The organism is Mycolicibacterium anyangense, assembly GCF_010731855.1.
In the GTDB taxonomy this organism is placed as follows: Bacteria; Actinomycetota; Actinomycetes; order Mycobacteriales; family Mycobacteriaceae; genus Mycobacterium; species Mycobacterium anyangense.
In genome coordinates this window covers 5,411,968-5,432,333 of sequence record NZ_AP022620.1, presented here as the reverse complement: position 1 = coordinate 5,432,333, position 20,366 = coordinate 5,411,968, and the positions used below count along the sequence as shown (strand labels likewise).

General features: G+C 66.9%; 19 protein-coding genes and 2 pseudogenes. 7 read left to right on the top strand and 14 right to left on the bottom strand.

Annotation, left to right across the window (positions count from 1 at the left end):
* Positions 1–222: 222 nt before the first annotated feature.
* A complete protein-coding gene (locus G6N35_RS25665) occupies positions 223–2,409 on the top strand; it encodes a hypothetical protein (RefSeq protein ID WP_163807163.1) in 2,187 nt (728 codons plus the stop codon).
* Here G6N35_RS25665 and G6N35_RS25660 read toward each other — a convergent pair.
* Genes G6N35_RS25660 through G6N35_RS25650 form a run of 3 tightly spaced genes read right to left on the bottom strand, consistent with a single transcriptional unit; the run spans position 2,406 to position 5,232 of the window.
* Positions 2,406–3,494, bottom strand: a complete 1,089-nt coding sequence (locus G6N35_RS25660) for an adenosine deaminase (RefSeq protein WP_163807162.1) — start codon at positions 3,492–3,494, stop codon at positions 2,406–2,408. The genes G6N35_RS25665 and G6N35_RS25660 overlap by 4 nt on opposite strands.
* Positions 3,494–4,822 (bottom strand): thymidine phosphorylase, encoded by a 1,329-nt coding sequence (locus tag G6N35_RS25655; RefSeq protein WP_163807161.1) that lies wholly within the window; start codon positions 4,820–4,822, stop codon positions 3,494–3,496. The genes G6N35_RS25660 and G6N35_RS25655 overlap by 1 nt, the downstream gene beginning before the upstream one ends.
* A complete protein-coding gene (locus G6N35_RS25650; protein ID WP_163807940.1) occupies positions 4,819–5,232 on the bottom strand; it encodes a cytidine deaminase in 414 nt (137 codons plus the stop codon). Before G6N35_RS25650 ends, G6N35_RS25655 begins: the two co-directional genes overlap by 4 nt.
* A gap of 147 nt (positions 5,233–5,379) precedes the next feature.
* On the opposite strand from G6N35_RS25650, the gene sdhC reads away from it, so the two are divergent.
* Genes sdhC through G6N35_RS25630 form a run of 4 tightly spaced genes read left to right on the top strand, consistent with a single transcriptional unit; the run spans position 5,380 to position 8,803 of the window.
* Positions 5,380–5,799 (top strand): succinate dehydrogenase, cytochrome b556 subunit, encoded by a 420-nt coding sequence (gene sdhC / locus G6N35_RS25645; RefSeq protein WP_163807160.1) that lies wholly within the window; start codon positions 5,380–5,382, stop codon positions 5,797–5,799.
* Positions 5,796–6,257 (top strand): succinate dehydrogenase hydrophobic membrane anchor subunit, encoded by a 462-nt coding sequence (locus G6N35_RS25640; protein ID WP_163807159.1) that lies wholly within the window; start codon positions 5,796–5,798, stop codon positions 6,255–6,257. Before sdhC ends, G6N35_RS25640 begins: the two co-directional genes overlap by 4 nt.
* 19 nt (positions 6,258–6,276) lie before the next feature.
* A complete protein-coding gene (sdhA, locus tag G6N35_RS25635; RefSeq protein ID WP_163807158.1) occupies positions 6,277–8,031 on the top strand; it encodes a succinate dehydrogenase flavoprotein subunit in 1,755 nt (584 codons plus the stop codon).
* A 1-nt stretch (position 8,032) separates the two neighbouring features.
* Positions 8,033–8,803 carry a succinate dehydrogenase iron-sulfur subunit gene (locus G6N35_RS25630; protein WP_163807157.1) on the top strand — a complete coding sequence of 257 codons (771 nt, stop codon included), beginning with the start codon at positions 8,033–8,035 and terminating at the stop codon, positions 8,801–8,803.
* 206 nt (positions 8,804–9,009) lie between these two features.
* Here G6N35_RS25630 and G6N35_RS25625 read toward each other — a convergent pair whose 3' ends face one another.
* From G6N35_RS25625 to G6N35_RS25600, 6 genes and pseudogenes are all read right to left on the bottom strand, one after another.
* On the bottom strand, positions 9,010–9,534 hold the full coding sequence (locus G6N35_RS25625; RefSeq protein WP_163807156.1) for a hypothetical protein: 525 nt from the start codon (positions 9,532–9,534) through the stop codon (positions 9,010–9,012).
* 48 nt (positions 9,535–9,582) lie between these two features.
* Positions 9,583–10,206, bottom strand: coding sequence for a hypothetical protein (locus G6N35_RS25620; RefSeq protein WP_163807155.1), 624 nt, complete (start codon positions 10,204–10,206; stop codon positions 9,583–9,585).
* 185 nt (positions 10,207–10,391) lie between these two features.
* A pseudogene (locus G6N35_RS25615) lies at positions 10,392–10,535 on the bottom strand (Zn-ribbon domain-containing OB-fold protein); the annotation flags it as partial.
* Positions 10,536–10,540: 5 nt separating this feature from the next.
* Positions 10,541–10,711, bottom strand: a pseudogene (locus G6N35_RS27460) (acyl dehydratase); the annotation flags it as partial.
* Positions 10,701–11,813 carry an acyl-CoA dehydrogenase family protein gene (locus G6N35_RS25605; protein WP_163807154.1) on the bottom strand — a complete coding sequence of 371 codons (1,113 nt, stop codon included), beginning with the start codon at positions 11,811–11,813 and terminating at the stop codon, positions 10,701–10,703. The pseudogene G6N35_RS27460 and the gene G6N35_RS25605, both read right to left, overlap by 11 nt.
* A 1-nt stretch (position 11,814) precedes the next feature.
* Entirely contained in the window at positions 11,815–12,993 is a 1,179-nt protein-coding gene (locus G6N35_RS25600; RefSeq protein ID WP_163807153.1) for an acyl-CoA dehydrogenase family protein, read from the bottom strand.
* Positions 12,994–13,075: 82 nt separating this feature from the next.
* Here G6N35_RS25600 and G6N35_RS25595 point away from each other — a divergent pair, with 82 nt between their 5' ends.
* Together G6N35_RS25595 and G6N35_RS25590 are read left to right on the top strand one after the other, a co-directional pair.
* The gene (locus G6N35_RS25595) at positions 13,076–13,669 is read left to right on the top strand and encodes a carboxymuconolactone decarboxylase family protein (protein ID WP_163807152.1); all 594 of its coding nucleotides are present in this window, start codon (positions 13,076–13,078) and stop codon (positions 13,667–13,669) included.
* 141 nt (positions 13,670–13,810) lie between these two features.
* Positions 13,811–15,544: an APC family permease gene (locus tag G6N35_RS25590; RefSeq protein ID WP_163807151.1), complete on the top strand. Its 1,734-nt coding sequence runs from the start codon at positions 13,811–13,813 to the stop codon at positions 15,542–15,544.
* A gap of 53 nt (positions 15,545–15,597) precedes the next feature.
* Here G6N35_RS25590 and G6N35_RS25585 read toward each other — a convergent pair whose 3' ends face one another.
* Genes G6N35_RS25585 through G6N35_RS25565 form a run of 5 tightly spaced genes read right to left on the bottom strand, consistent with a single transcriptional unit; the run spans position 15,598 to position 20,322 of the window.
* On the bottom strand, positions 15,598–16,260 hold the full coding sequence (locus tag G6N35_RS25585; protein ID WP_246224510.1) for a YoaK family protein: 663 nt from the start codon (positions 16,258–16,260) through the stop codon (positions 15,598–15,600).
* An 8-nt stretch (positions 16,261–16,268) separates the two neighbouring features.
* The gene (locus G6N35_RS25580) at positions 16,269–17,831 is read right to left on the bottom strand and encodes a gamma-glutamyltransferase family protein (protein ID WP_246224509.1); all 1,563 of its coding nucleotides are present in this window, start codon (positions 17,829–17,831) and stop codon (positions 16,269–16,271) included.
* A 16-nt stretch (positions 17,832–17,847) separates the two neighbouring features.
* Positions 17,848–18,648, bottom strand: a complete 801-nt coding sequence (locus G6N35_RS25575; protein ID WP_163807149.1) for an amino acid ABC transporter ATP-binding protein — start codon at positions 18,646–18,648, stop codon at positions 17,848–17,850.
* 8 nt (positions 18,649–18,656) lie between these two features.
* Positions 18,657–19,439 carry an amino acid ABC transporter permease gene (locus G6N35_RS25570; RefSeq protein WP_163807148.1) on the bottom strand — a complete coding sequence of 261 codons (783 nt, stop codon included), beginning with the start codon at positions 19,437–19,439 and terminating at the stop codon, positions 18,657–18,659.
* Positions 19,440–19,455: 16 nt separating this feature from the next.
* Positions 19,456–20,322: an ABC transporter substrate-binding protein gene (locus G6N35_RS25565; RefSeq protein ID WP_163807147.1), complete on the bottom strand. Its 867-nt coding sequence runs from the start codon at positions 20,320–20,322 to the stop codon at positions 19,456–19,458.
* Between the last annotated feature and the right edge of the window lie 44 nt (positions 20,323–20,366).

The following is a 20,366-nucleotide window of genomic DNA, read 5'->3' as shown; positions in this document are numbered from 1 at the left end:
GGCCGCGTTCGGAAACCCGCCAAGGGTTGGCCTGAGCCAGTCATGCCGACGCCCGCCACCGATACGTCATCAATTCGACCAACAGAATTTCCGCGCACTGGTTGTACCAGATGCAAATTTGCATTAGCGTAAGTTTTCCTGCCGGCTGAAGGTCACATCGCCTGCAGGACATTGATTGACGGTGCTGAGGGCTCACTTTCAACAACTCGGGGGAGAATTTTCATGACCGCTGTTTCGGCTGCTTCGTCCATGTCCCGGTCGCGTTCGGCCACCACGCGCGGCGCCCGGCGCCAGCTGCCGGTAGTGCGGTGGCTGCAAGCAGGCGCGGTGGCAGCCGGCATGGGCATCGCGCTGGCCGCGGCCCCTGCCGCGCTGGCCGATGACGGGGCTAACTCGGCCACAGCAGGGTCACAGACCGGCACCTCACACAGCGCGCACGGGTCCACCGCACGAACCGGCCGGTCGGGTCCCAGCAGCACCGGTGCCAGGAAGTCGGCCAGCGCTGTGCGCCAGCACCCGGCAGCGGTGACCGTGGTGCGCAGTGCAGCAGGTCAATCGTCTACCGCGCCGACGACCGGGGCAACTGACTCGACGGCCGGCCTGGCACCGGTGACCACGACGACCGGCCACTTCGCCACGCTGCCACAGCCAAGCGTCACCAGCGGCGGGCCGGGCACGCCAGGCACCCGCGTCGCCGTGTCCCAGCAGGCTCAGCCGTTCGGTGACCTGTCGGCGTTCCTCGGTCTGCCCGGCGCGCCGGCCACCTCGGCCCCCAGCCTCGGGGCATTGCCGATCCTGGTGAACCTCACGCTCGAAGATCTGGTCAGCGGCACGGGTCCTGCGGCGGTGACGAACCCGACCGCGGTCATCACCGGACTGTTCAACCAGATCATGCGCGCGAACCCGACCGCTACCGAACTGCAGAACTATCTCGGCGTGTTCAACCTGACCGGTGTCAATGGTGTGGTCGCCGGGCTCTACAGTTCGACCGCGTTTCGCCAGACCGAGGTGAGTAACTACTATCTCGAGCTACTCGGACGCGCGGCCACCGACCAGGAACTGGCTTGGGGCACAACACGATTGATGTGGGGCCTATCGGAGCCACAGTTCGCCGCCTCGCTCGCTTCCACCCAGGAGTTCTACGAAGACAGTGCCAAGAACGGCGGACCCCTGGGCCCCGTTCCGACCAGCACGAGTTACGTGGACCTGCTCTACCGAACCATGGCCGGTACGACACCGGACGCGACCACCCTGTCGACCTACGTCCAGCGACTCCAGGCCGGGCTGCCGATCGGTTTCGTGGCATCTGATTTCGTCACCAGCGACGCCTTCCGCCAGGCGAAGATCCAGGAGATCTACCAGGTGCTCGGCCAGACGGCCACCGAGCCGGAGATCGCTAAATACACCCAGAACTGGTTCTGGGACGGTGGTTTGGCGGGCATCGCCACCAGCCTGCTGACGACGTCGACCAACGTGGCGAACATCGAGAACGGCGCGGTCCCACTGCCTGACATGGCTGTCGTGGCTCAGCTGCAGCAGCTCCTGCAGGCCGCATACACCGCCAACCCGGACGGATTCGTCAAGCTCTACGGCACCATGGTGGGCAACTGCAGCGACACCAGCAGCCCCGCCTGCCTCAACCCCGCGCTCTACACGTTGCTGACCAGCGGCGGAGCCCAACGCGGCATCCCCAACAGCAGCCTGAAGCTGACGTCGATCACCGCGAACGTCGCCACGCTGATCCCCACCCAGAACGAGATCGACCTGCAGAAGTCGCTGAAATTCCCGCTGCAGGATCCCGCCAGCCTGCAGACGTACTTCACCGGCGGTGTCGTCCAGCCGTACGCGAATCCGATCGTGACGGCAGACAACGGCACCTACATCATCGACGGACATCACCGCTGGTCGTCGATCGTGCTGATCAACCCCTACACCCAGGTGACGGCACTGGACATGGGGTACGTTCCCACCCCGCAGGACGGCCTGAAGGAAGCGCAGATCGGGGTGGCGGCCGTCAAGGGTTATCTCGCCGTGGCCCCGGGCGGTGGCATCAACCTGTACACCACCGACGAGCAGACGTTCGACACCGCGGTCCGCGGCTACATCGAGACCGCCGCCGACGCCCACGACAACCCACCACCCCCGGACAAGCCATCGTGGACCGATCAGGTGCTCAACGTCTTCACCACCTACCTCGGGCTGGATGGCCAGACCACCGACCAGAAGTACACCAGCATCCAGAATTACCTGTGGGGCAACGTGCTTCGGATGCGCGAGCTGAACCAGTACATCCCCAACGCGACCAGCCGTGAGGTCATGCCGCAGACCGATCCGCTGCCGGTGACTTCCGGCGCGTGGGCCGGTGGCGCGTTGAGCTACACCTTCCCCACCATCTCGTATCTGGGCTAGCCGATGAGGACCGCGTAGCGGGGCTTGATCACCTCGTCGATGATGGCCAGGCGTTCGTCGAAGTGCAGGAAGGCCGACTTCATCGCGTTGATCGTGAACCGCTCCAGGTCCGCCCACCCGTAGCCGAAGGCCTCGACGAGGCGGAACATCTCCTGGCTCATGGTGGTGTCGCTCATCAGCCGGTTGTCGGTGTTGACGGTGACCCGGAAGCGAAGCCGGGCCAGCAGGTCGAAGGGGTGGTCGGCGATGCTGTCCACCGCTCCGGTCTGCACGTTGGAACTCGGGCACATCTCCAGGGGAATCCGCTTGTCGCGCAGGATCGCGGCCAACGGACCCAGCACCGCAGTGCCGTCCGGCCGGACGTCGATGTCATCGACGATGCGAACGCCGTGGCCCAGCCGATCGGCACCGCAGAAGGCCAGCGCCTCCTGGATGGACGGCAGTCCGAAGGCTTCACCGGCGTGAATAGTGAAGCGCGCATTGTTGGCTCGCATGTACTCGAAGGCGTCGAGGTGCCGGGTGGGCGGGTAGCCGGCCTCGGCACCGGCGATGTCGAAGCCCACCACTCCCTTGTCGCGGAACCGGATGGCCAGTTCGGCGATCTCCCGAGACCGCGCGGCATGGCGCATCGCGGTCACCAGACAGCGCACCACGATCGGATGGCCCTGCGCGGCGGCGGCCTTCTCACCGTCGGCGAACCCGGCCAGCACCGCATCGACGACGTCGTCGAGTGACAGTCCGCCGTCGATGTGCAGTTCCGGGGCGAACCGCACCTCGGCGTAGACCACGTTGTCGGCGGCCAGATCCTCCACGCACTCGAAGGCCACCCGGTGCAGCGCCTCCGGCGTCTGCATGACGGCGACGGTATGGGCGAACGGTTCGAGGTAGCGCACCAGCGACCCGCTGTGCGCCGCGGTGCGGAAGAAGGTGGCCAGGGCCGCCTCGTCGGTGGCGGGCAGATCGTCGTAGCCGACCTGGCGGGCGATGTCGAGAACGGTCGACGGCCGCAGCCCGCCGTCGAGGTGGTCGTGGAGCAGGGCCTTGGGGGCCTGCCCGATCATGTCCAGTGTCAGCGGTGTGGTCATCAGACAATCCGATCGATGATGAGAGGGCGGGCCGGCGGGCAGACGGGGCTGAGGCTCCAACCGCCGTCGAGTTCGGCCATCGCACCCGGGATCCGGTCTGGGGTGTCGGTGTAGAGCGTGAACAGCGGCTCACCGGCGGCGACGGGCTCACCCGGGCGACGGTGGATGCGGATGCCGGCACCGAACTGCACGCGTTCACCCTGGCTGGCCCGGCCTGCGCCGAGCCGCCACACTGCTAGCCCCACCGCCATGGCGTCGATATCCCCCATTGTGCCGCCAGCGGGTGCGGTCACGGTCTCGGAGTGGGCGCCGATCGGCAGCGACGCCTGCGGGTCACCACCCTGAGCCGACACCAAGGCCCGGAAGCGGTCCATTGCGGTGCCGTCCTGCAGGGTCTGCGCCGGGTCGCAGCCGTCGATACCGGCCAGGTCGAGCATCTCGGCAGCGAGCCGGACCGTCAGCTCCACCACGTCGGCCGGGCCACCGCCGGCCAGCACCTCCAGCGACTCGGCAACCTCCAGCGCATTGCCGACGGTGCGACCCAGCGGAAGGTTCATGTCGGTCAGCAGCGCACGGGTCGGCACCCCGTGGGCGCGGCCGAGTTCCACCATGGTGGCCGCGAGGTCGCGGGACTCGGCTTCGGTCTTCAAGAACGCGCCCCGACCGACCTTGACGTCGAGCACCAGGGAATCGGCGCCCTCGGCCAGCTTCTTGCTCATCACCGAACTGGCGATCAGCGGCAGCGACTCGGTGGTGGCGGTGACGTCGCGCAGGGCGTAGATCTTCCGGTCGGCCGGTGCCAGCTCACCGGCGGCAAAGATGGCTGCACCGATCTCGGACAGCTGTTGGCGTACTTGGGCATTGGAGAGCTCGGCGGTGAATCCGGGGATGGACTCCAGCTTGTCCAGGGTGCCGCCGGTGTGGCCAAGGCCACGACCGGCAGCCTGCGGGACGGCCGCCCCGCACGCCGCGATCACCGGAACCAGCGGGATGGTGATCTTGTCGCCGACACCACCGGTGGAGTGCTTGTCGACCGTCGGCAGCGGCTTGCCGTCGCGGCGCAGATCACCGAAGTCCAGCCGCACACCAGAGGCGATCATCGCCGATGTCCAGCGGGCGATCTCCGCCCGATCCATCCCGCGCAGGAAGATCGCCATCAGCAGCGCCGACATCTGCTCGTCGGCCACCCGCCCGTGGGTGTAGCCGTCGATCACCCAGTCGATCGCGGCATCGGAGAGCCGGCCGCCGTCGCGCTTGGTCCGGATGACCGTCGGAGCGTCGTAGCGACGCGACACTGGGCCGCGCGCATCGAATGTGAACTGGGTCACGACTTTTCCCGGCGGACACGCTCGAGATCAGCGGGCCCGAAGGCCTCGGGCAGAAGATCGCCAAGCGCCTTGGGACCGTCGGCATGGTCGACGAGCAATTGCGGGCCGCCATGCTCGGCAAGAAGCTGCCGGCACCGGCCGCAGGGCATCAGCGCGGTCCCGGTCGCGTCGACCACCGCGACGGCCACCAACCGCCCCCCACCCTCGGAAATCAGGGCACAGACCACCGCGCACTCGGCACAGAGACCTACGCCATATGAGACATTTTCCACATTGCAGCCCACAACGACCCGTCCATCGTCGACCAGCGCGGCCGCCCCGACGGGGAACTCGGAATAGGGTGCATAGGCATGCTTGCACACAGCAATTGCCTTATGCCGCAAGGCTTTCCAGTCGATATCTATCGTCACGTTCGCCTCGCCACCGCCGTTTCTGAATGCATTCCGAGCTGCTGGCCGCAGCCGGTCCCGGAGGACTTCAGTCATCACAACGTAATTCTTCGGACCCTATGAACAGAGTTACAGTCCAATAGTGACAGGCCCAGCGTTGGAGGCGTGATGAGTACCGCGTCGACCGTGCCTGCCCCTCGCGAGAACACCGCGCGGCGGCGGCGCACCCTCTACCGTGGCGACCCCGGAATGTGGTCGTGGGTGTTGCACCGGATCACCGGTGCCACCATTTTCTTCTTTCTCTTCGTTCACGTGCTGGATACCGCCCTAGTGCGGGTCAGTCCGCAGGCGTACAACGAGGTCGTCGAGACCTACAAGACGCCGATCATCGGTCTGATGGAGATCGGCCTGGTGGCCGCACTCCTCTACCACGCACTCAACGGCGTCCGGATCATCCTGGTCGACTTCTGGTGGAAGGGCCCCCGCTACCAGCGCCAGATGTTGTGGGCGGTCGCGGGTGTCTGGCTGCTGGTGATGGTGCCGTCGCTGGTGATCATCGGCATGCACATGGCGGAGCGGTTCCTGTGAGCGCGCCGGAGAACCGGCTCGGTCCGCCGGCACCCATCCTGGAGCGCAGCCACGATCGGCCCGCAAGCCTGGACAACCCGCGCGCCCCGCGCCGCCGCGGCGGCATGCCGAACTTCGAGAAGTACGCATGGCTGTTCATGCGCTTCTCCGGGGTGGTGCTGATCTTCCTGGCGCTCGGTCACCTGTTCATCGGGCTGATGTGGGACGGCGGGGTCTACCGCATCGACTTCAACTACGTCGCACAGCGCTGGGCGTCGCCCTTCTGGCAGACCTGGGACCTGCTGCTGTTGTGGCTAGCCCAGCTGCACGGCGGCAACGGGATGCGCACGATCATCTCCGACTACGCCCGCAAGGACTCCACCAGGTTCTGGCTGAACTCCCTGCTGGTCGTGTCGATGCTCATCGTTCTGGTGGTGGGCACCTACGTGCTGTTGACCTTCAATCCGAACATCTCCTAAGAAGCTCCCGGGAGCCACCATGATTGTCGAACACCGCTACGACGTCGTCATCGTCGGAGCTGGCGGCGCCGGAATGCGGGCGGCCGTCGAGGCCGGACCGCGGGCACGCACCGCCGTGTTGACCAAGCTCTACCCCACCCGCAGCCACACCGGCGCTGCCCAGGGCGGCATGTGTGCCGCACTGGCCAATGTCGAAGAGGACAACTGGGAGTGGCACACCTTCGACACCGTCAAGGGCGGCGACTACCTCGCCGACCAGGATGCGGTCGAGATCATGTGCAAAGAGGCCATCGACGCGGTCTATGACCTGGAGAAGATGGGGATGCCGTTCAACCGCACCCCGGAGGGCCGTATCGACCAGCGCCGGTTCGGCGGTCACACCCGCGACCACGGCAAGGCGCCCGTGCGCCGCGCCTGCTACGCCGCCGACCGCACCGGACACATGATCCTGCAGACGCTGTACCAAAACTGCGTCAAGCACGACGTGGAGTTCTTCAACGAGTTCTACGCGCTCGACATCGCGTTGACCCAGACCCCGAACGGCCCCGTCGCCACCGGTGTCATCGCCTACGAGCTGGCCACCGGTGACATCCACGTCTTCCATGCCAAGGCGATCGTGTTCGCCACCGGCGGTTCCGGCCGGATGTACAAGACCACCTCGAACGCCCACACGCTGACCGGTGACGGTCTGGGCATCATCTTCCGCAAGGGACTTCCCCTGGAGGACATGGAGTTCCACCAGTTCCACCCGACGGGATTGGCCGGTCTCGGCATTCTCATCTCCGAGGCCGTGCGCGGTGAGGGCGGCCGGCTGCTCAACGGCGAGGGTGAACGCTTCATGGAGCGCTATGCCCCGACCATCGTCGACCTGGCGCCGCGCGACATCGTTGCGCGGTCGATGGTTCTCGAGGTGCTCGAGGGTCGCGGCGCCGGACCGCACAAGGACTACGTCTACATCGACGTGCGGCACCTCGGCGAGGACGTGCTGGAGGCCAAACTCCCCGACATCACCGAATTCGCCCGCACCTACCTCGGTGTGGACCCGGTGACCGAGCTGGTTCCGGTCTACCCCACCTGCCACTACGTGATGGGCGGCATTCCGACCAACGTCAACGGTCAGGTGCTGCGCGACAACACCAACGTGGTTCCCGGCCTCTACGCGGCCGGTGAATGCGCGTGTGTGTCGGTGCACGGCGCCAACCGGTTGGGCACCAACTCGCTGCTGGACATCAACGTCTTCGGCCGTCGTGCCGGTATCGCGGCCGCCAATTACGCACTGGCCCACGATTTCGTCGATCTGCCCGACACCCCCGCCGACATGGTGGTCGGCTGGGTGGGCAACATCCTCTCCGAGCACGGCAACGAGCGGGTCGCCGACATCCGTACCGAGCTGCAGCAGTCGATGGACAACAACGCCGCGGTGTTCCGCACCGAGGAGACCCTCAAGCAGGCGCTCACCGACATCCATGCGCTCAAGGAGCGCTACGGCCGAATCACGGTGCACGACAAGGGCAAGCGCTACAACAGCGACCTGCTGGAAGCCATCGAACTCGGCTTCCTGCTGGAGCTGGCGGAGGTCACCGTGGTCGGCGCGCTCAACCGCAAGGAGTCCCGCGGCGGGCACGCCCGCGAGGACTACCCCAACCGTGACGACACCAACTACATGCGGCACACCATGGCCTACAAGGAAGGCTCGGAGCTGCTCAGCGATATCCGGCTGGACTACAAGCCCGTGGTGCAGACCCGTTACGAGCCGATGGAGCGGAAGTACTGAGATGACGATCGCACCGGATCTCAAAGAGCCTGCGCTGCCCCCGATCCCGGACGGCGCGGTGATGGTGACACTGAAGATCGCCCGTTTCAATCCTGAGGACCCGGACAGCGCCGGCTTCCAGAGCTTCCGGGTGCCGTGCCTGCCCAGCGACCGGCTGCTGAACCTGCTGATCTACGTGAAGAGCTACCTGGACGGGACGCTGACCTTCCGCCGGTCCTGCGCGCACGGGGTGTGCGGGTCGGACGCGATGAAGATCAACGGTGTCAACCGGTTGGCCTGCAAGGTGCTGATGCGCGACCTGCTGCCCAAGAACAACAAGCCGCTCACCATCACCATCGAGCCGATCCGCGGGCTTCCCGTGGAGAAGGACTTGGTGGTGAACATGGAGCCGTTCTTCGACGCCTACCGCGCGGTCAAGCCGTACCTGATCACGTCGGGCAATGCGCCGACCCGCGAGCGCATCCAGAGTCCGACCGATCGCGCCCGCTACGACGACACGACCAAGTGCATCCTTTGCGCCTGCTGCACCACGAGTTGCCCGGTGTTCTGGAACGAGGGTTCCTACGCCGGCCCGGCCGCGATCGTCAACGCACACCGGTTCATCTTCGACAGCCGCGACGAGGGTGCCGCCGAGCGACTGGAGATCCTCAACGACGTCGACGGTGTGTGGCGTTGCCGCACCACGTTCAACTGCACCGACGCCTGCCCGCGCGGTATCGAGGTCACCAAGGCGATCCAGGAGGTCAAGCGCGCGCTCATGTTCGCGCGCTGACGATGCGGCCCCCGGGCCGAGGAGGAAGCGCGCCATCGGACCCCGCGCGCTGACGATGCGGCCCCCGGGCCGAGGAGGAAGCGCGCCATCGGACCCCGCGCGCTGACGATGCGGCCCGCGCCGACCGTGCGGATTCATCCGCGACTCGCCGATGGCGGCGTATTGGTTCGCACACTCGACTCCACGCCCCACCGGGCGTAGGGCCCTCACTCCGAGGAGTGTGCGCCGCCCGCTTCGCCACCGGTCTTCGCTTCGGACTTCTCGGCCGACGGCGTGGTTGATGCGTCCGGCTTCGCAACACTGGGCTTCGTCGCGGCCGCCGTCGTCGCCGGCGCCGGTGCGGTGTCGGCCTTGTCCGTGGTGGATGTCTTGGTGTCGGATGCCGTATCGCTGCTGCCGAAGGTCGAGGTCGGCAGATTGGTATGACCGACCGCGGACCGTCCGCCATTCTCGGTAGCCGCCGGCTTCGTCACCGTCGTTGCGGTCGCGGAGTGCTCACTGTGCTCGACGGTGGAACTGACGGTGCCCGATTTCGGCTCAGCCACAGCAGCTTTCACCGTCGTCGACGTCACCTCAGGCGACTTGGGCTCGGATGCCTTGAGCGACGGGGCCACCGCCGTGGTCTCAGGTGCGGTGACCGGCGCGGTGGCCGCAGTGTGGACCGCTGCGCCCGCCCCCTTCGTCAGCGCATCGGAAATCGACGTGGTGATGTAGCCGGCGACGGCGGACAAGCCGGGTGAGCCGAAGCTGAATTTTCCGTCCGGCGTCTGGCCGGTGAATTAGAGGCTGGCCAGGATTCCGCCGCCGACCTTGACCGGACCGATCTTGACGGTCGGCACCAGTGACGCCACTTGGAGGATCGTCGACTGGGCCAGCGCGGTGGGCCCGTAATAGAAGACGGCCTTGGCGAGCTGGGCGATCGGCGACTTGTCGCCGAAGAGTTCGCTGGCGCCGACGTAGATCACCGAACCCACGGCGCTGCCGGTGGTCGCCTTTCCGGTCCCGTAGAACGCCCCGGTCTCGAAGAAGTAGTTGTCCAGATTGACCGAGCCGAACTGATCCAGCGCTTCGTCGATGACGTAGTAGGCGACGCCGGCCGCACGTGTCACGTAGACGGGACTGGTGCCGGTGGGGTTGATGTTCGGGAAATACTTGTCCGGCTTGCCGTTGGTGGGCCCGATGTAGCCGCCCCACCCGCTCCAGTAGGCGTCGACAATGCCCTTGACAGTGATGTCGGCGAGCGCTGCCAGCTGGACGTTCTCGGCACGAACGGCGACCGGCGCCGCCGAGGTGAGCGCACCGCCCACGCCGCTGGCGATCACCGCCGGCGTGGTGGTAACCACCGCCGCCGCGCTGACCAGCGCAACACCGGATACGAACAACGACCGACTCCGAGCCCGCATCGACGGCCCCTTTCCTTTGCCCTGGTGGCGGTGCCGTCGCCGGTGACGAGCTCCAGTCCGAAACCTGCGCAGTCAGCGTGACGCGTCGGCGACCGGGGCGGAATCCGCCGGCCGGCTAGCTTGGGCAGCCGACCGGCTGGAATCTGGTCCGCTAGCGATCAGGAGGCGGGCGGGTGGCGCAGCAGGGCCACGGTGTAGCTGTACAGCGTTGCGGTGCCGTCGATTTCGCGCCATTCGAGGTCGTCGGCCAGGGCGCCGGGAGCCAGGGTGCGCGGGTAGAAGACGTACCGGCCCGCCGACGGTGAGTACTGCACGAGGATGCGGTGCATGCCGGCCTGCCCGAGTTGGTGCTGGCATACTCCGGGTCGAACCACAGTAGGTTCTCATCGCCCACCGCGGCGGCCCAGCGCTGCCAGTCGCGACGGATCACCTCCCCGGCAGCGGTGGCCGCAACGGTGCCGACCCGCGCGGCGGTATCCGGGTGGATCAGGCTGTCAGCCGTCAAGTCCGTCCTTGCGGCGTAGCCGCCGTGTGAGCGCGGCACGGCTGAGCGGGTCGTCCTCCAGCCAGGTTGCGGCAACGTCGGCGCCACCGCCCAGGGTGGACAACACCCGCGCCCGCTCCGACCACAGGTACAGGTCGGTCTCCACCACGTATCCCATACCGCCGTGCAGCTGGTGGGCGTCCAGCGTCGCCCACTTGGCTGCGGTGGCCGCCTGCATACGGGCGACCGCTGTTTCGCGGAGGGCAACTCGTCCGCGGCTGATCGCGAAGACCGCGGACTGTGCCGCCAGTCGGGCAGCACTGAGCGCAATGTGCATATCGGCCACCAGGTGTTGGGCTGCCTGGAACGAGGCGATGGGGCGGCCGAACTGATGGCGCATGGTGGTGTATTCGACGGTCCGGTCGAGTACGGCCTCGCCCACGCCGACCAGATCGAGAGAGAGCAGTGCGATCGCGATGTTGGCGCAGCGACGGAGTTCCTCGCGATCCAGCGGTTCGCCGCCGTTGAGCACGTCGTCGGGGACCACATCGTCGAAGCGCACGCAGGACGCGTGGTGGCCGCCCATCAGTTGCAGCGGGCGCGACGTGATGCCGGGTCGGTCCAGCCCGCAGACGAAGCCGATAGGCTGACCGGACGAGTCCATCCCGGACACCACGATCAGGTCGGCGTCCTGGGCATCGGAGACGAAATCGGCTGTGCCGGTGAGCCGCCAGCCACCCTCGCGAAGTCGGTCGGCCCGAAGTGGCGCGGTGGTGTCGGCTGCGTCATAGGCGTTCCACAAGGCGGTGGTGGCCGTGGCGGCGCCGCTGGCGAGGTCGGCCAGCCAGCGCTTGCGAGATTGCTCGCCCCCGAGCAGGTGCACCGCCTGGGCGGCGAACACGGTGCTGTAGACCAGCGGCGGGCATAGCGCCCGGCCGGCCTCACGGGCGAAGACGCCGAGGTCGGCAATGGTGCCACCGGAGCCGCCATCTTCCTCGGGGATGCCCAGGCCCAGGATGCCGGCGGCGGCCAGCGCAGGAAGCGCATCGTCGCGGTGGGCGGCGAGCAGACCGCGCAGCATCGACGCAAGATCCCGCTCATCTTGTCCGGCAACGAGTTTCATGTCAGCGTCCGTAGGTGGGCATGCCGTGGCCGCGCTGGGCGATCACATCGCGCAGCACTTCGTTGGTGCCGCCGCCGAATCGCATCAACGGCGCGAACCGGTAGAGCTTCTCGAACCGGCCACCGGCCGGAGCCTCCGGGCTGCGATGTGCCAGCAGACCTTCGGCGCCCAGCAGATCCATTCCCAGATCGGCGATGCGTTGCCGGAGTTCGCTGCTGAAGACCTTCTCGGCACTGACCTGCACTGTCGGGATCACCCCGTCGGCCAGCATCGAGGATGCCTCGTAGCCCATCAGTCCGGCGACGTCGACGTCGGCTTCGGCCTGGGCCAGTCGGCTCCGCACCGTCGGATTGTCGATCGGCACCGAGCCGTCGCGACGCGGCATGCGGGCCAGCACCTGCAACTCGTCGAGCGCGCGGCGCAGGTCACCGGCGTTGGTCAGCGCGCCGCGTTCGAGGTCCAGGGCTCCGGTGATGTAGGACCAGCCGCGGTTCTCTTCACCGATGAGGTTGGTGACGGGCACCCGTACGTCGTCGAAGAACACCTCGTTGGTGCGGTAGCCGGACCAGGCGATCAGCGGACGGATGCGCACTCCGGGGCTGTCCACCGGCACCACGATCACCGAGATGCCGCGGTGGCGCGCGGCGTTCGGATCGGTACGCACGCACAGCCACTCGTGGGTGCAGCGCTGCGCACCGCTGTTCCAGATCTTGGAGCCGTTGATCACCCAGTGGTCGCCGTCGCGGACCGCCCTGGTGCGCAGCGACGCCAGGTCGGTGCCCGCGTCGGGCTCCGAATAGCCCAGAGCACAGGTCATTTCGCCGCGTGCGATGAGCGGCAGGAACTCTTTCTTGTTCTGTTCGGTGCCGTGCCGCATGATCATCGGCGCGATCGAGGTGACGGTGAGGTCCGGGCCCGGCACGCCCCAGTACTCGAACTCCGACGTCAGCAGGTGCAGGTGCACCGCCCCCAGGCCCAGACCGCCGTACTCCGCCGGCCAGTTCAGCCCGAACCACCCCTTGGCGCCGAGCTTCCGGCGGAACACATCGACCTCCCCGCCGGGGTGTTCGAGATTGTGTTCGGCGATCTCGGCCCGTAGCGCGTCAGTGACGTTGGCCCGCAGGAATTCACGGACCTCGGCCAACCAAGCCTCCTGGTCGGCGTCGAGGTCGAAATCCACAAGGCAAACGATAACGGATTAGTTAGTCCGTCAAGGCAATATCGAGGTGTCACATTCCCGGGCCGGTGGGCATCTCAAGGACATGACTACCAGAACACGACTCGAACCACTGTCCCCCGACAAGGCCTCGCCGATGATCCGGCTGATGTATCGCTGGGCCAAGCGGCGCTTCGGCGAGGTCCCCGAACCGCTGGCGATCTACGCCCATCACCCCAGGCTGGTGGTCGCCAACTCGGTTCACGAAGGTCTGCTGCAGGGCGGCTCGAAGGTGCTGCCCGTCAGCGTCCGCGAACTCGCGGTGTACTGGACTGCTCGCACCGTCGGCTGCTCCTGGTGCGTGGACTTCGGCGCGATGCTGATGCGGCTGGAGGGCCTCGACATGGACCGCCTCGAGCACATCGACGACTACGCGGCCTCCCCGCTGTACACCGACGACGAGCGTGCGGCGATCGCCTATGCCGATGCCATGACGACCGACCCGCACACCGTCACCGACGAGCAGGTGGCGGATCTGCGCCGCCGCTTCGGTGCGGCCGGACTGGTCGAACTGACCTACCAGATCGGGGTGGAGAACATGCGCGCCAGGATGAACGCCGCGCTGGGCATCACCGAGCAGGGATTCGGCAGCGGCGAGACGTGCCGGGTTCCGTGGACAGACGGCGGTTCCACCGCTTGATTCGTCAAGCAGGGCCCGTTTAGACCACTGATTTCGCGGTGATGTAACCACAAAGAAAACAATTCCGCACATTCCGCGCGCATCCGCCACTGAAACCGTAGTCTCATCTCGTTCTGACTAGGCGTTCAAGCAGGAGATGCCATGAGCAAAGGCGAGCTAGCGCTCGATCCCGGTGCGGCCGGGAATTCCAACGCAGTAGAAAGCAAGGGCCTCAAGGGCGGCGCGCTGGGGCTGGTGTCCAGCATCGTCGTCGGGATGGCCTCGACCGCACCGGCCTACTCGCTGGCCGCCAGCCTCGGGCTGATCGTCGCCAGCGGCGGCACGCTGCTGGCCGGCGTCAAGGCTCCCGCGATCGTGCTCATCGCGTTCATCCCGATGTACATGATCGCGGTCGCCTACCAGGAACTGAACAAGGCCGAGCCGGACTGCGGCACCACGTTCACCTGGGCCTCGCGGGCGTTCGGCCCGCTGATCGGCTGGATGGGCGGCTGGGGCATCATCGCCGCCGACGTGATCGTCATGGCGAACCTGGCCCAGATCGCCGGTGCCTACTCGTTCACCTTCGCCGGTGACCTGGGCTGGTCCTCGGCCGCCAACCTGGCCAACAGCACGCTGTGGTCCACGGTGGCCGGTGTCATCTGGATCGTTGTGATGACCTACATCTGTTATCGCGGTATCGAAGTCTCCGCGCGTCTGCAATACGCCCTGTTGGGCATCGAGCTCGTCGTCTTGATCGTGTTCTCGGTGGTGGCGCTGATCAAGGTCTACACCCACAAGGCCGAGGGCTACTCGCTGATGCCGTCGCTGTCCTGGTTCTGGCCCGGTGGCCTGGACTTCGGCAACGTCATCGCCCCCGCCATCCTGGCCGCCATCTTCATCTACTGGGGCTGGGACACCGCGGTGGCCTGCAACGAGGAGTCCGACGATCCTGGTACCACCCCGGGCCGGGCCGCGGTGATCTCTACCTTCCTGCTGCTGGCCACCTACGCCCTGGTCTCGGTTTCAGCTATCGCCTTCGCCGGCACCGGAACCGACGGCATCGGCCTTGGCAACTCGGAGAACTCATCCGACGTATTCGCTGCCATCGGGCCACCCCTGTTCGGTGACAGCATCCTCGGCAAGATCGGCCTGCTGCTGTTGTCGGCCTCCATCCTGACTTCTGCGTCGGCATCGACCCAGACGACCATCCTGCCGACGGCCCGCACGACGCTGTCGATGGGCGTCTACCGTGCCCTGCCGGAGTCATTCGCCAAGATCCATCGCACATACCTGACCCCGACGGTCGCCACCATCGCCATGGGCGCAGTGTCGATCCTGTTCTATGTGCTGTTCACCCTGATCAGCAGCAACCTGTTGACCGCCCTCATCGGCTCGGTGGGCCTGATGATCGCGTTCTACTACGGCCTGACCGGGTTCGCGTGCGCGTGGTTCTACCGCAAGGACCTCACCAAGACGACCCGCGATTTCATGATGCGCGGGGTGATCCCGCTCCTCGGCGGCGTGATCCTGCTCGCGGTCTTCGCCTACGGCCTCAAGAAGTACGCCGAGCCCGACTGGCTCACCGACGACAACGGCAACAACGTCACGATCTTCGGGTTCGGCGCGGTCGCCGTCGTCGGTGTGGGCGCGCTGGTCCTCGGCGTGATCCTGATGGTGGTCTGGTGGCTGATGTCACCGGACTTCTTCCTGGGCCGCACGCTGTCTCGACGGTCGAGCGCTGATCTGGTGCTCACCCCGGCCACCGCGGTAGAACCGATGTTCGGCCTGCCCGACTCCGGTGACATGCCGACGGTGATCGCACCGGACCTGTCGAACCTGCCGCCGGGTGAGACGGCCGTCAACCCCGAGACCGGCGAGGAGTTCACCAAGAGCTGACGGCTCGGCCCGCCGAGTGTCACCCGGGGTGACGCTCGGCGGGCCGCTGTCGGTCAGCGGCCGTGCCAGGCGACGTGGCCGACCACCGCCACCACGGCGGTCAGCGCGGCAGCCAGATACACCGGACAGCCGGGCCCGCCGAGCCGCACCAATAGAGCTCCGCAGAACGCCCCGGCGATGATGACGACGATGACCCACAACCGGCGGTGCGTCAGCCACAACCACCCGGGCCCGAACAGGGTCTCGCTCGCGTATGCGGTCAGCGTCGAGGTCACCACGACCGTGGTGATGTCGGCGACCGCCAGCATCCGCGCCGTGGCCGCCTGGGCACCCATCAGGATCGCCAGGACCGCAGCCAAACCGACGCTCAGCGTGGTCTCGCCGTCGAGCGCGACGACGGTCAACACCGACCCCACCGCGGCCATCGCCACCGCACTGGTGACGAACACGGCGGTGACCACCGGCTCCCAACCGCCACGACGCTGCTGCAACAACCGGCCGACGACAGCAGCCCCCACCACATAGGTGCCCAGCGCCACCAACGGTCCGGCGACCGGCAGGCCGTCCGCACCGGCCATGCCCATCCCGAGGATCACCACGTTGCCGGTCATGTTGCCGGTGAACACCCGGTCCAGCGCGAGATAGCCGACCGCGTCGAGCAATCCGGTGACGAAGGTCAGCGCGAGCATCAGCCACAGCTGAAGGTGCGCACGCACCAATCCACTCACGAGTGTGGTCGCGCGTGGTGCGCCACCACCGCCGAACCGTCCGACCGCGGATCCGACGCCGCGGTCACCGAGCCGGCGGGGTCGACGAAGACCACGTTGGCCTGACCCATCGCTTCGGTGCGCGCCGGCACCTCGGCCGGGTCGAAACCGGCCCGCCGTATCGACGCCTTCGCCGCCTGGGGAAGGTCGGCCTCGACCGTCACCGTGTCTGGACCGCCACCGCACTGGTTGCCGACGATGGCGCGGGGCGCCGCGACGGCGTCGACCGCACCGGCGCCGCCCAGCGCCCGCAGCAGGATCTGGGCCAGGATCTGCGGCTGCCCCTGACCACCCATGGTGGCGAGCACATGGGCGATCCGGCTCTGCCGCAGCGTCATCGCGGGCATGAGCGTGTGGGCGGGGCGTTTGCGCGGACCGATGAGGTTCGCCGACGACGGGTCCAGGCTGAACCCGCAGCCGCGGTTATGGAACAACACACCGGTGGCCGGGTCGATCAGTCCGGACCCGAACGCGTGGTAGACGCTCTGGATCAACGACACCGCATAGCCCTCACCATCGAGGGCGGCGATGCCCACCGTGTCGCCCCGCGCGGGACCCGGCGCAGGGGCAGCAGCCGGGGCTGGTCCGTCTGAGCGGCCCAGGTCGACATCGGCGAACCGGGGGTCGGCGAGTCTGCTGTCGCGAATCGCGTTGCCCTGGTGGAATGCTCGCACGAGGTGTCCGAGACCGTCACCGACCGGATCGTCGACGCGCTGCTCCTCCATCGCGGCGAGTGCGCTCAGCAGCAGGAAGCCCTGGCTGTTCGGCGGGCTGGTCAGTACGGTGAGCCCGTCGAGATCCATCCTCAGAGGGTCCTGGACCTGCGGCTGGAAGTCCGCGAAATCCGTTGTGTCCAGGACAGATCCGTGGGATTGCAGATGACTCACCAGCGGTCCGGCCAAGACACCCGAATAGAACGCATCGGGCCCCTCGGCTTGCAGGGTCGCCAGCGTATCGGCCAGCGCCGGCTGCACCAGCACATCACCGACACCCAACGGCACCCCGTGCGGCCGGAACACCCGATCGAAATCGTCGGTGCCGAACAGGTCGGCGTTCTCGGGGTCGACGAGGTGGGTGGCCAATGACGGCGCCACCGCGACGCCGTCGCCGGCCAGCGTCTGCGCGGCACTGAGCGTCGCACTCCAGGAGGTACGGGAACCGAAGCCGCGCATCACTTCCCAGCCGCGCACTCCCCCGGGAACGGTGACCGGGTCGGCACCACGGGCCGGCAGGCTGCCGCCGTGGCGGGCACGCAGCACTTCGGCGTCCACCGCGGCGCCCGCCCACCCCGATGCGTTGACGCAACGAACCACGCCGTCCGGCGTCCGGATCAGGGCGAAGAGGTCACCACCCAGGGCGACGTTGTGCGGGTAGACCACAGCCAGCACCGCGGCCGCGGCGATGGCGGCGTCGATGGCGGTGCCGCCATCGCGCAGCACGGCGACTCCGGCATCGGTGGCCAGGACATGCGGGGTAGCCAGCGCTGCTAATGCTGGTTGCCCGCCACGATCGGCAGACACGGGAAACTTCACTCCTTCAGCGGATGGTGGAAAGAAAGGCCTTGGTGCGCTCATGCCGCGGGGCGGTGAACAGTCGCGACGGTGGCGCATCCTCGATGATCCGGCCGGCGTCCATCACGACGATACGGTCGGCGGCATCTCGGGCGAAGCGCATCTCATGGGTGACGACCACCATGGTCATGTGTTCGTCGGCCAGCTCGCGCATCACGGCCAGAACCTCCCCCACCATCTCGACGTCGAGAGCACTGGTCGGCTCGTCGAACAACATCACCTTGGGCCGCATCGCCAGGGCGCGGGCGATCGCGACCCGTTGCTGCTGTCCGCCCGAGAGCTGGCTGGGACGGGCATTGGCCTTGTCGGCCAGCCCAACTCGGCTCAACAGCGCCATCGCCGAGTCGCGGGCCTCATCCTTGGCCACTCCGAGCACGCGAACCGGCCCGTTCCAGACGTTCTCGGCGGCAGTCATATGCGGGAACAGGTTGAAGTGCTGGAACACGAAGCCGATCTCACGGCGTCGCCGCGCCAACTCGCCGGCGCTGACCCGCTCGGCGCTGTGCGCGTCGCGATAACCGATCGGCATGCCACCGATCAGAATGTTGCCGCTGTCGATGGTCTCCAACCGATTCAACGACCGGAGCAGGGTGGTCTTACCCGCCCCGGAGGGGCCGATCAGCACGACGACCTCACCGCGCAGGACATCCAGCGACACGTCGTCGAGCACCTTGCGGCCCCCGAGGGTCCGCGAGACGTTCTGCACCGAGACGATCGGAAAGCTCTCCACACCTTGACTATTCACGAAGTGCTCACAGCTGATCATCGATCCTCTCACGCCTGGGACGGCACGGACACGGGGCTGCGACGAGCCCCCAGGAGGCGCTGGGTGATACGCACCCGCTGGTGGATGCCGAGCTGGCGGGCCAACCTGTTCTCGATCTCGGCCTGGATGACCGTCCAGATGGTGGTCAACGCCAGGTAGTACAGCGCCGCAACGATGAAGATCTCGAAGGTGTGGAAGGTCGCCGAGCTGATCGACTGCGTCACCAGGAACATCTCGCTGACACCGATCACCGACAGGACCGAGGTGGTCTTCATCATGCCGTTGAACGAGTTCCCCATCGGCGGCACCATGACGCGCAGCGACTGCGGCACGATGATCCACCGCATCACCTTGGCCGGCTTCATACCCAGCGACTCGGCCGCCTCGAACTGACCTTTGGGCACCGAATCAAGGCCTGCACGAATGATTTCGGCGATATAGGCACTCTCGTTGATGGTCAGCCCGACGATCGCCGCCTGGATGGCCGCCTTGATCGACAGACCGAAGAACGAGACGTCACGGAATTGGTAGAGGCCGACGGCCGCCAGGCCGGTGTAGATGATCACCAGCTGCACCAGTAGGGGTGTCCCGCGCACCGCCCAGATGTACAGGCTTGCACACCAGCGCAAGACGGCGAAGCGGGATCGCCGCAGCAGCGCGATGCCCAGGCCGACGACGGTGGCCAGCGCCATCGCCACCACAGAGATGACGATGGTGAGGATCAGACCGTCGACGAAGGTAGTGCTGGGCGTGAACAACGACTTCCAGAAGAACTGCCAATCGAAATGCATACCGACGGACCTCCGGTCACTTCCGGATGTCGAGGTCGGTCTGGCCCCAGGTGTGCAGGATCTTGGCGTAGGTGCCGTTGGCCTCGAGCTCGCCGAGCGCCGCAGCGATCGCAGTGTGCAACGCGGAGTCGTCCTTGCGCGTCGCGGCGCCGATCTTGATGGTGCCGAAGGGTTTTCCGGCCATCTGGATCTGCGCCCCGGTCTTGGTGGCGAAGTATCCGAGGGTTTCCGCGGTGTCGAGGTAGGCGTCGACTTGACCGTTCTGCACCTGCTGCAGCGCGACGTCGGCGTGGCTGTTGCGGGTGATATCGATCTCCGGCTTGCCCGAGGCGGTGCAGGCGCCGGACTGTTCGACGGTCCGCTCTTCGGCGGTGGTGGCGATCGCGACGATGACCTTCTTGCCGCACAGGCTGTCATCCATGCCGGTGATGGCGGCGGGGTGATCTTTGGACACCGCGATACCGGTGCCGGAGTACAGGTAGGGCACGAAGTCGACGACCTTCTCCCGCTCCGGCTTGATGTAGAGCGCCGCCATGATGACGTCGCACTGCTTGGCCTGCAGTGTGGGGATCAGAGCGGGGAATGCCGATTGGACGAAGTCTGCTTTGAGCCCCAGTTGGGCGGCGATCGCCTTGGCCAGGTCGACCTCGCTACCGACCAGCGCGCCGGTCTCGTCGAGGTAGACACTCGGCGGGGTGCCGTCGTTGGGCGCGCAGACCTTGAGTGTGCCGGCCTGCAGGATCGCCGGCGGGGCGACTTTGGCCGGGCCGGTGGGCGCGGCGGTGTCCGTGGACTGCGACGAACAGCCCGTCAGCGTCACAGCCAGGGCCGCCGTGCACACCGCAAGACGGGTCAGGGCCCGGGTAGGCAGGGTTGCAGGCATGGAGCCTCCAGAATCGGTGGGACATAGGGCTCGACCAGCCGTTG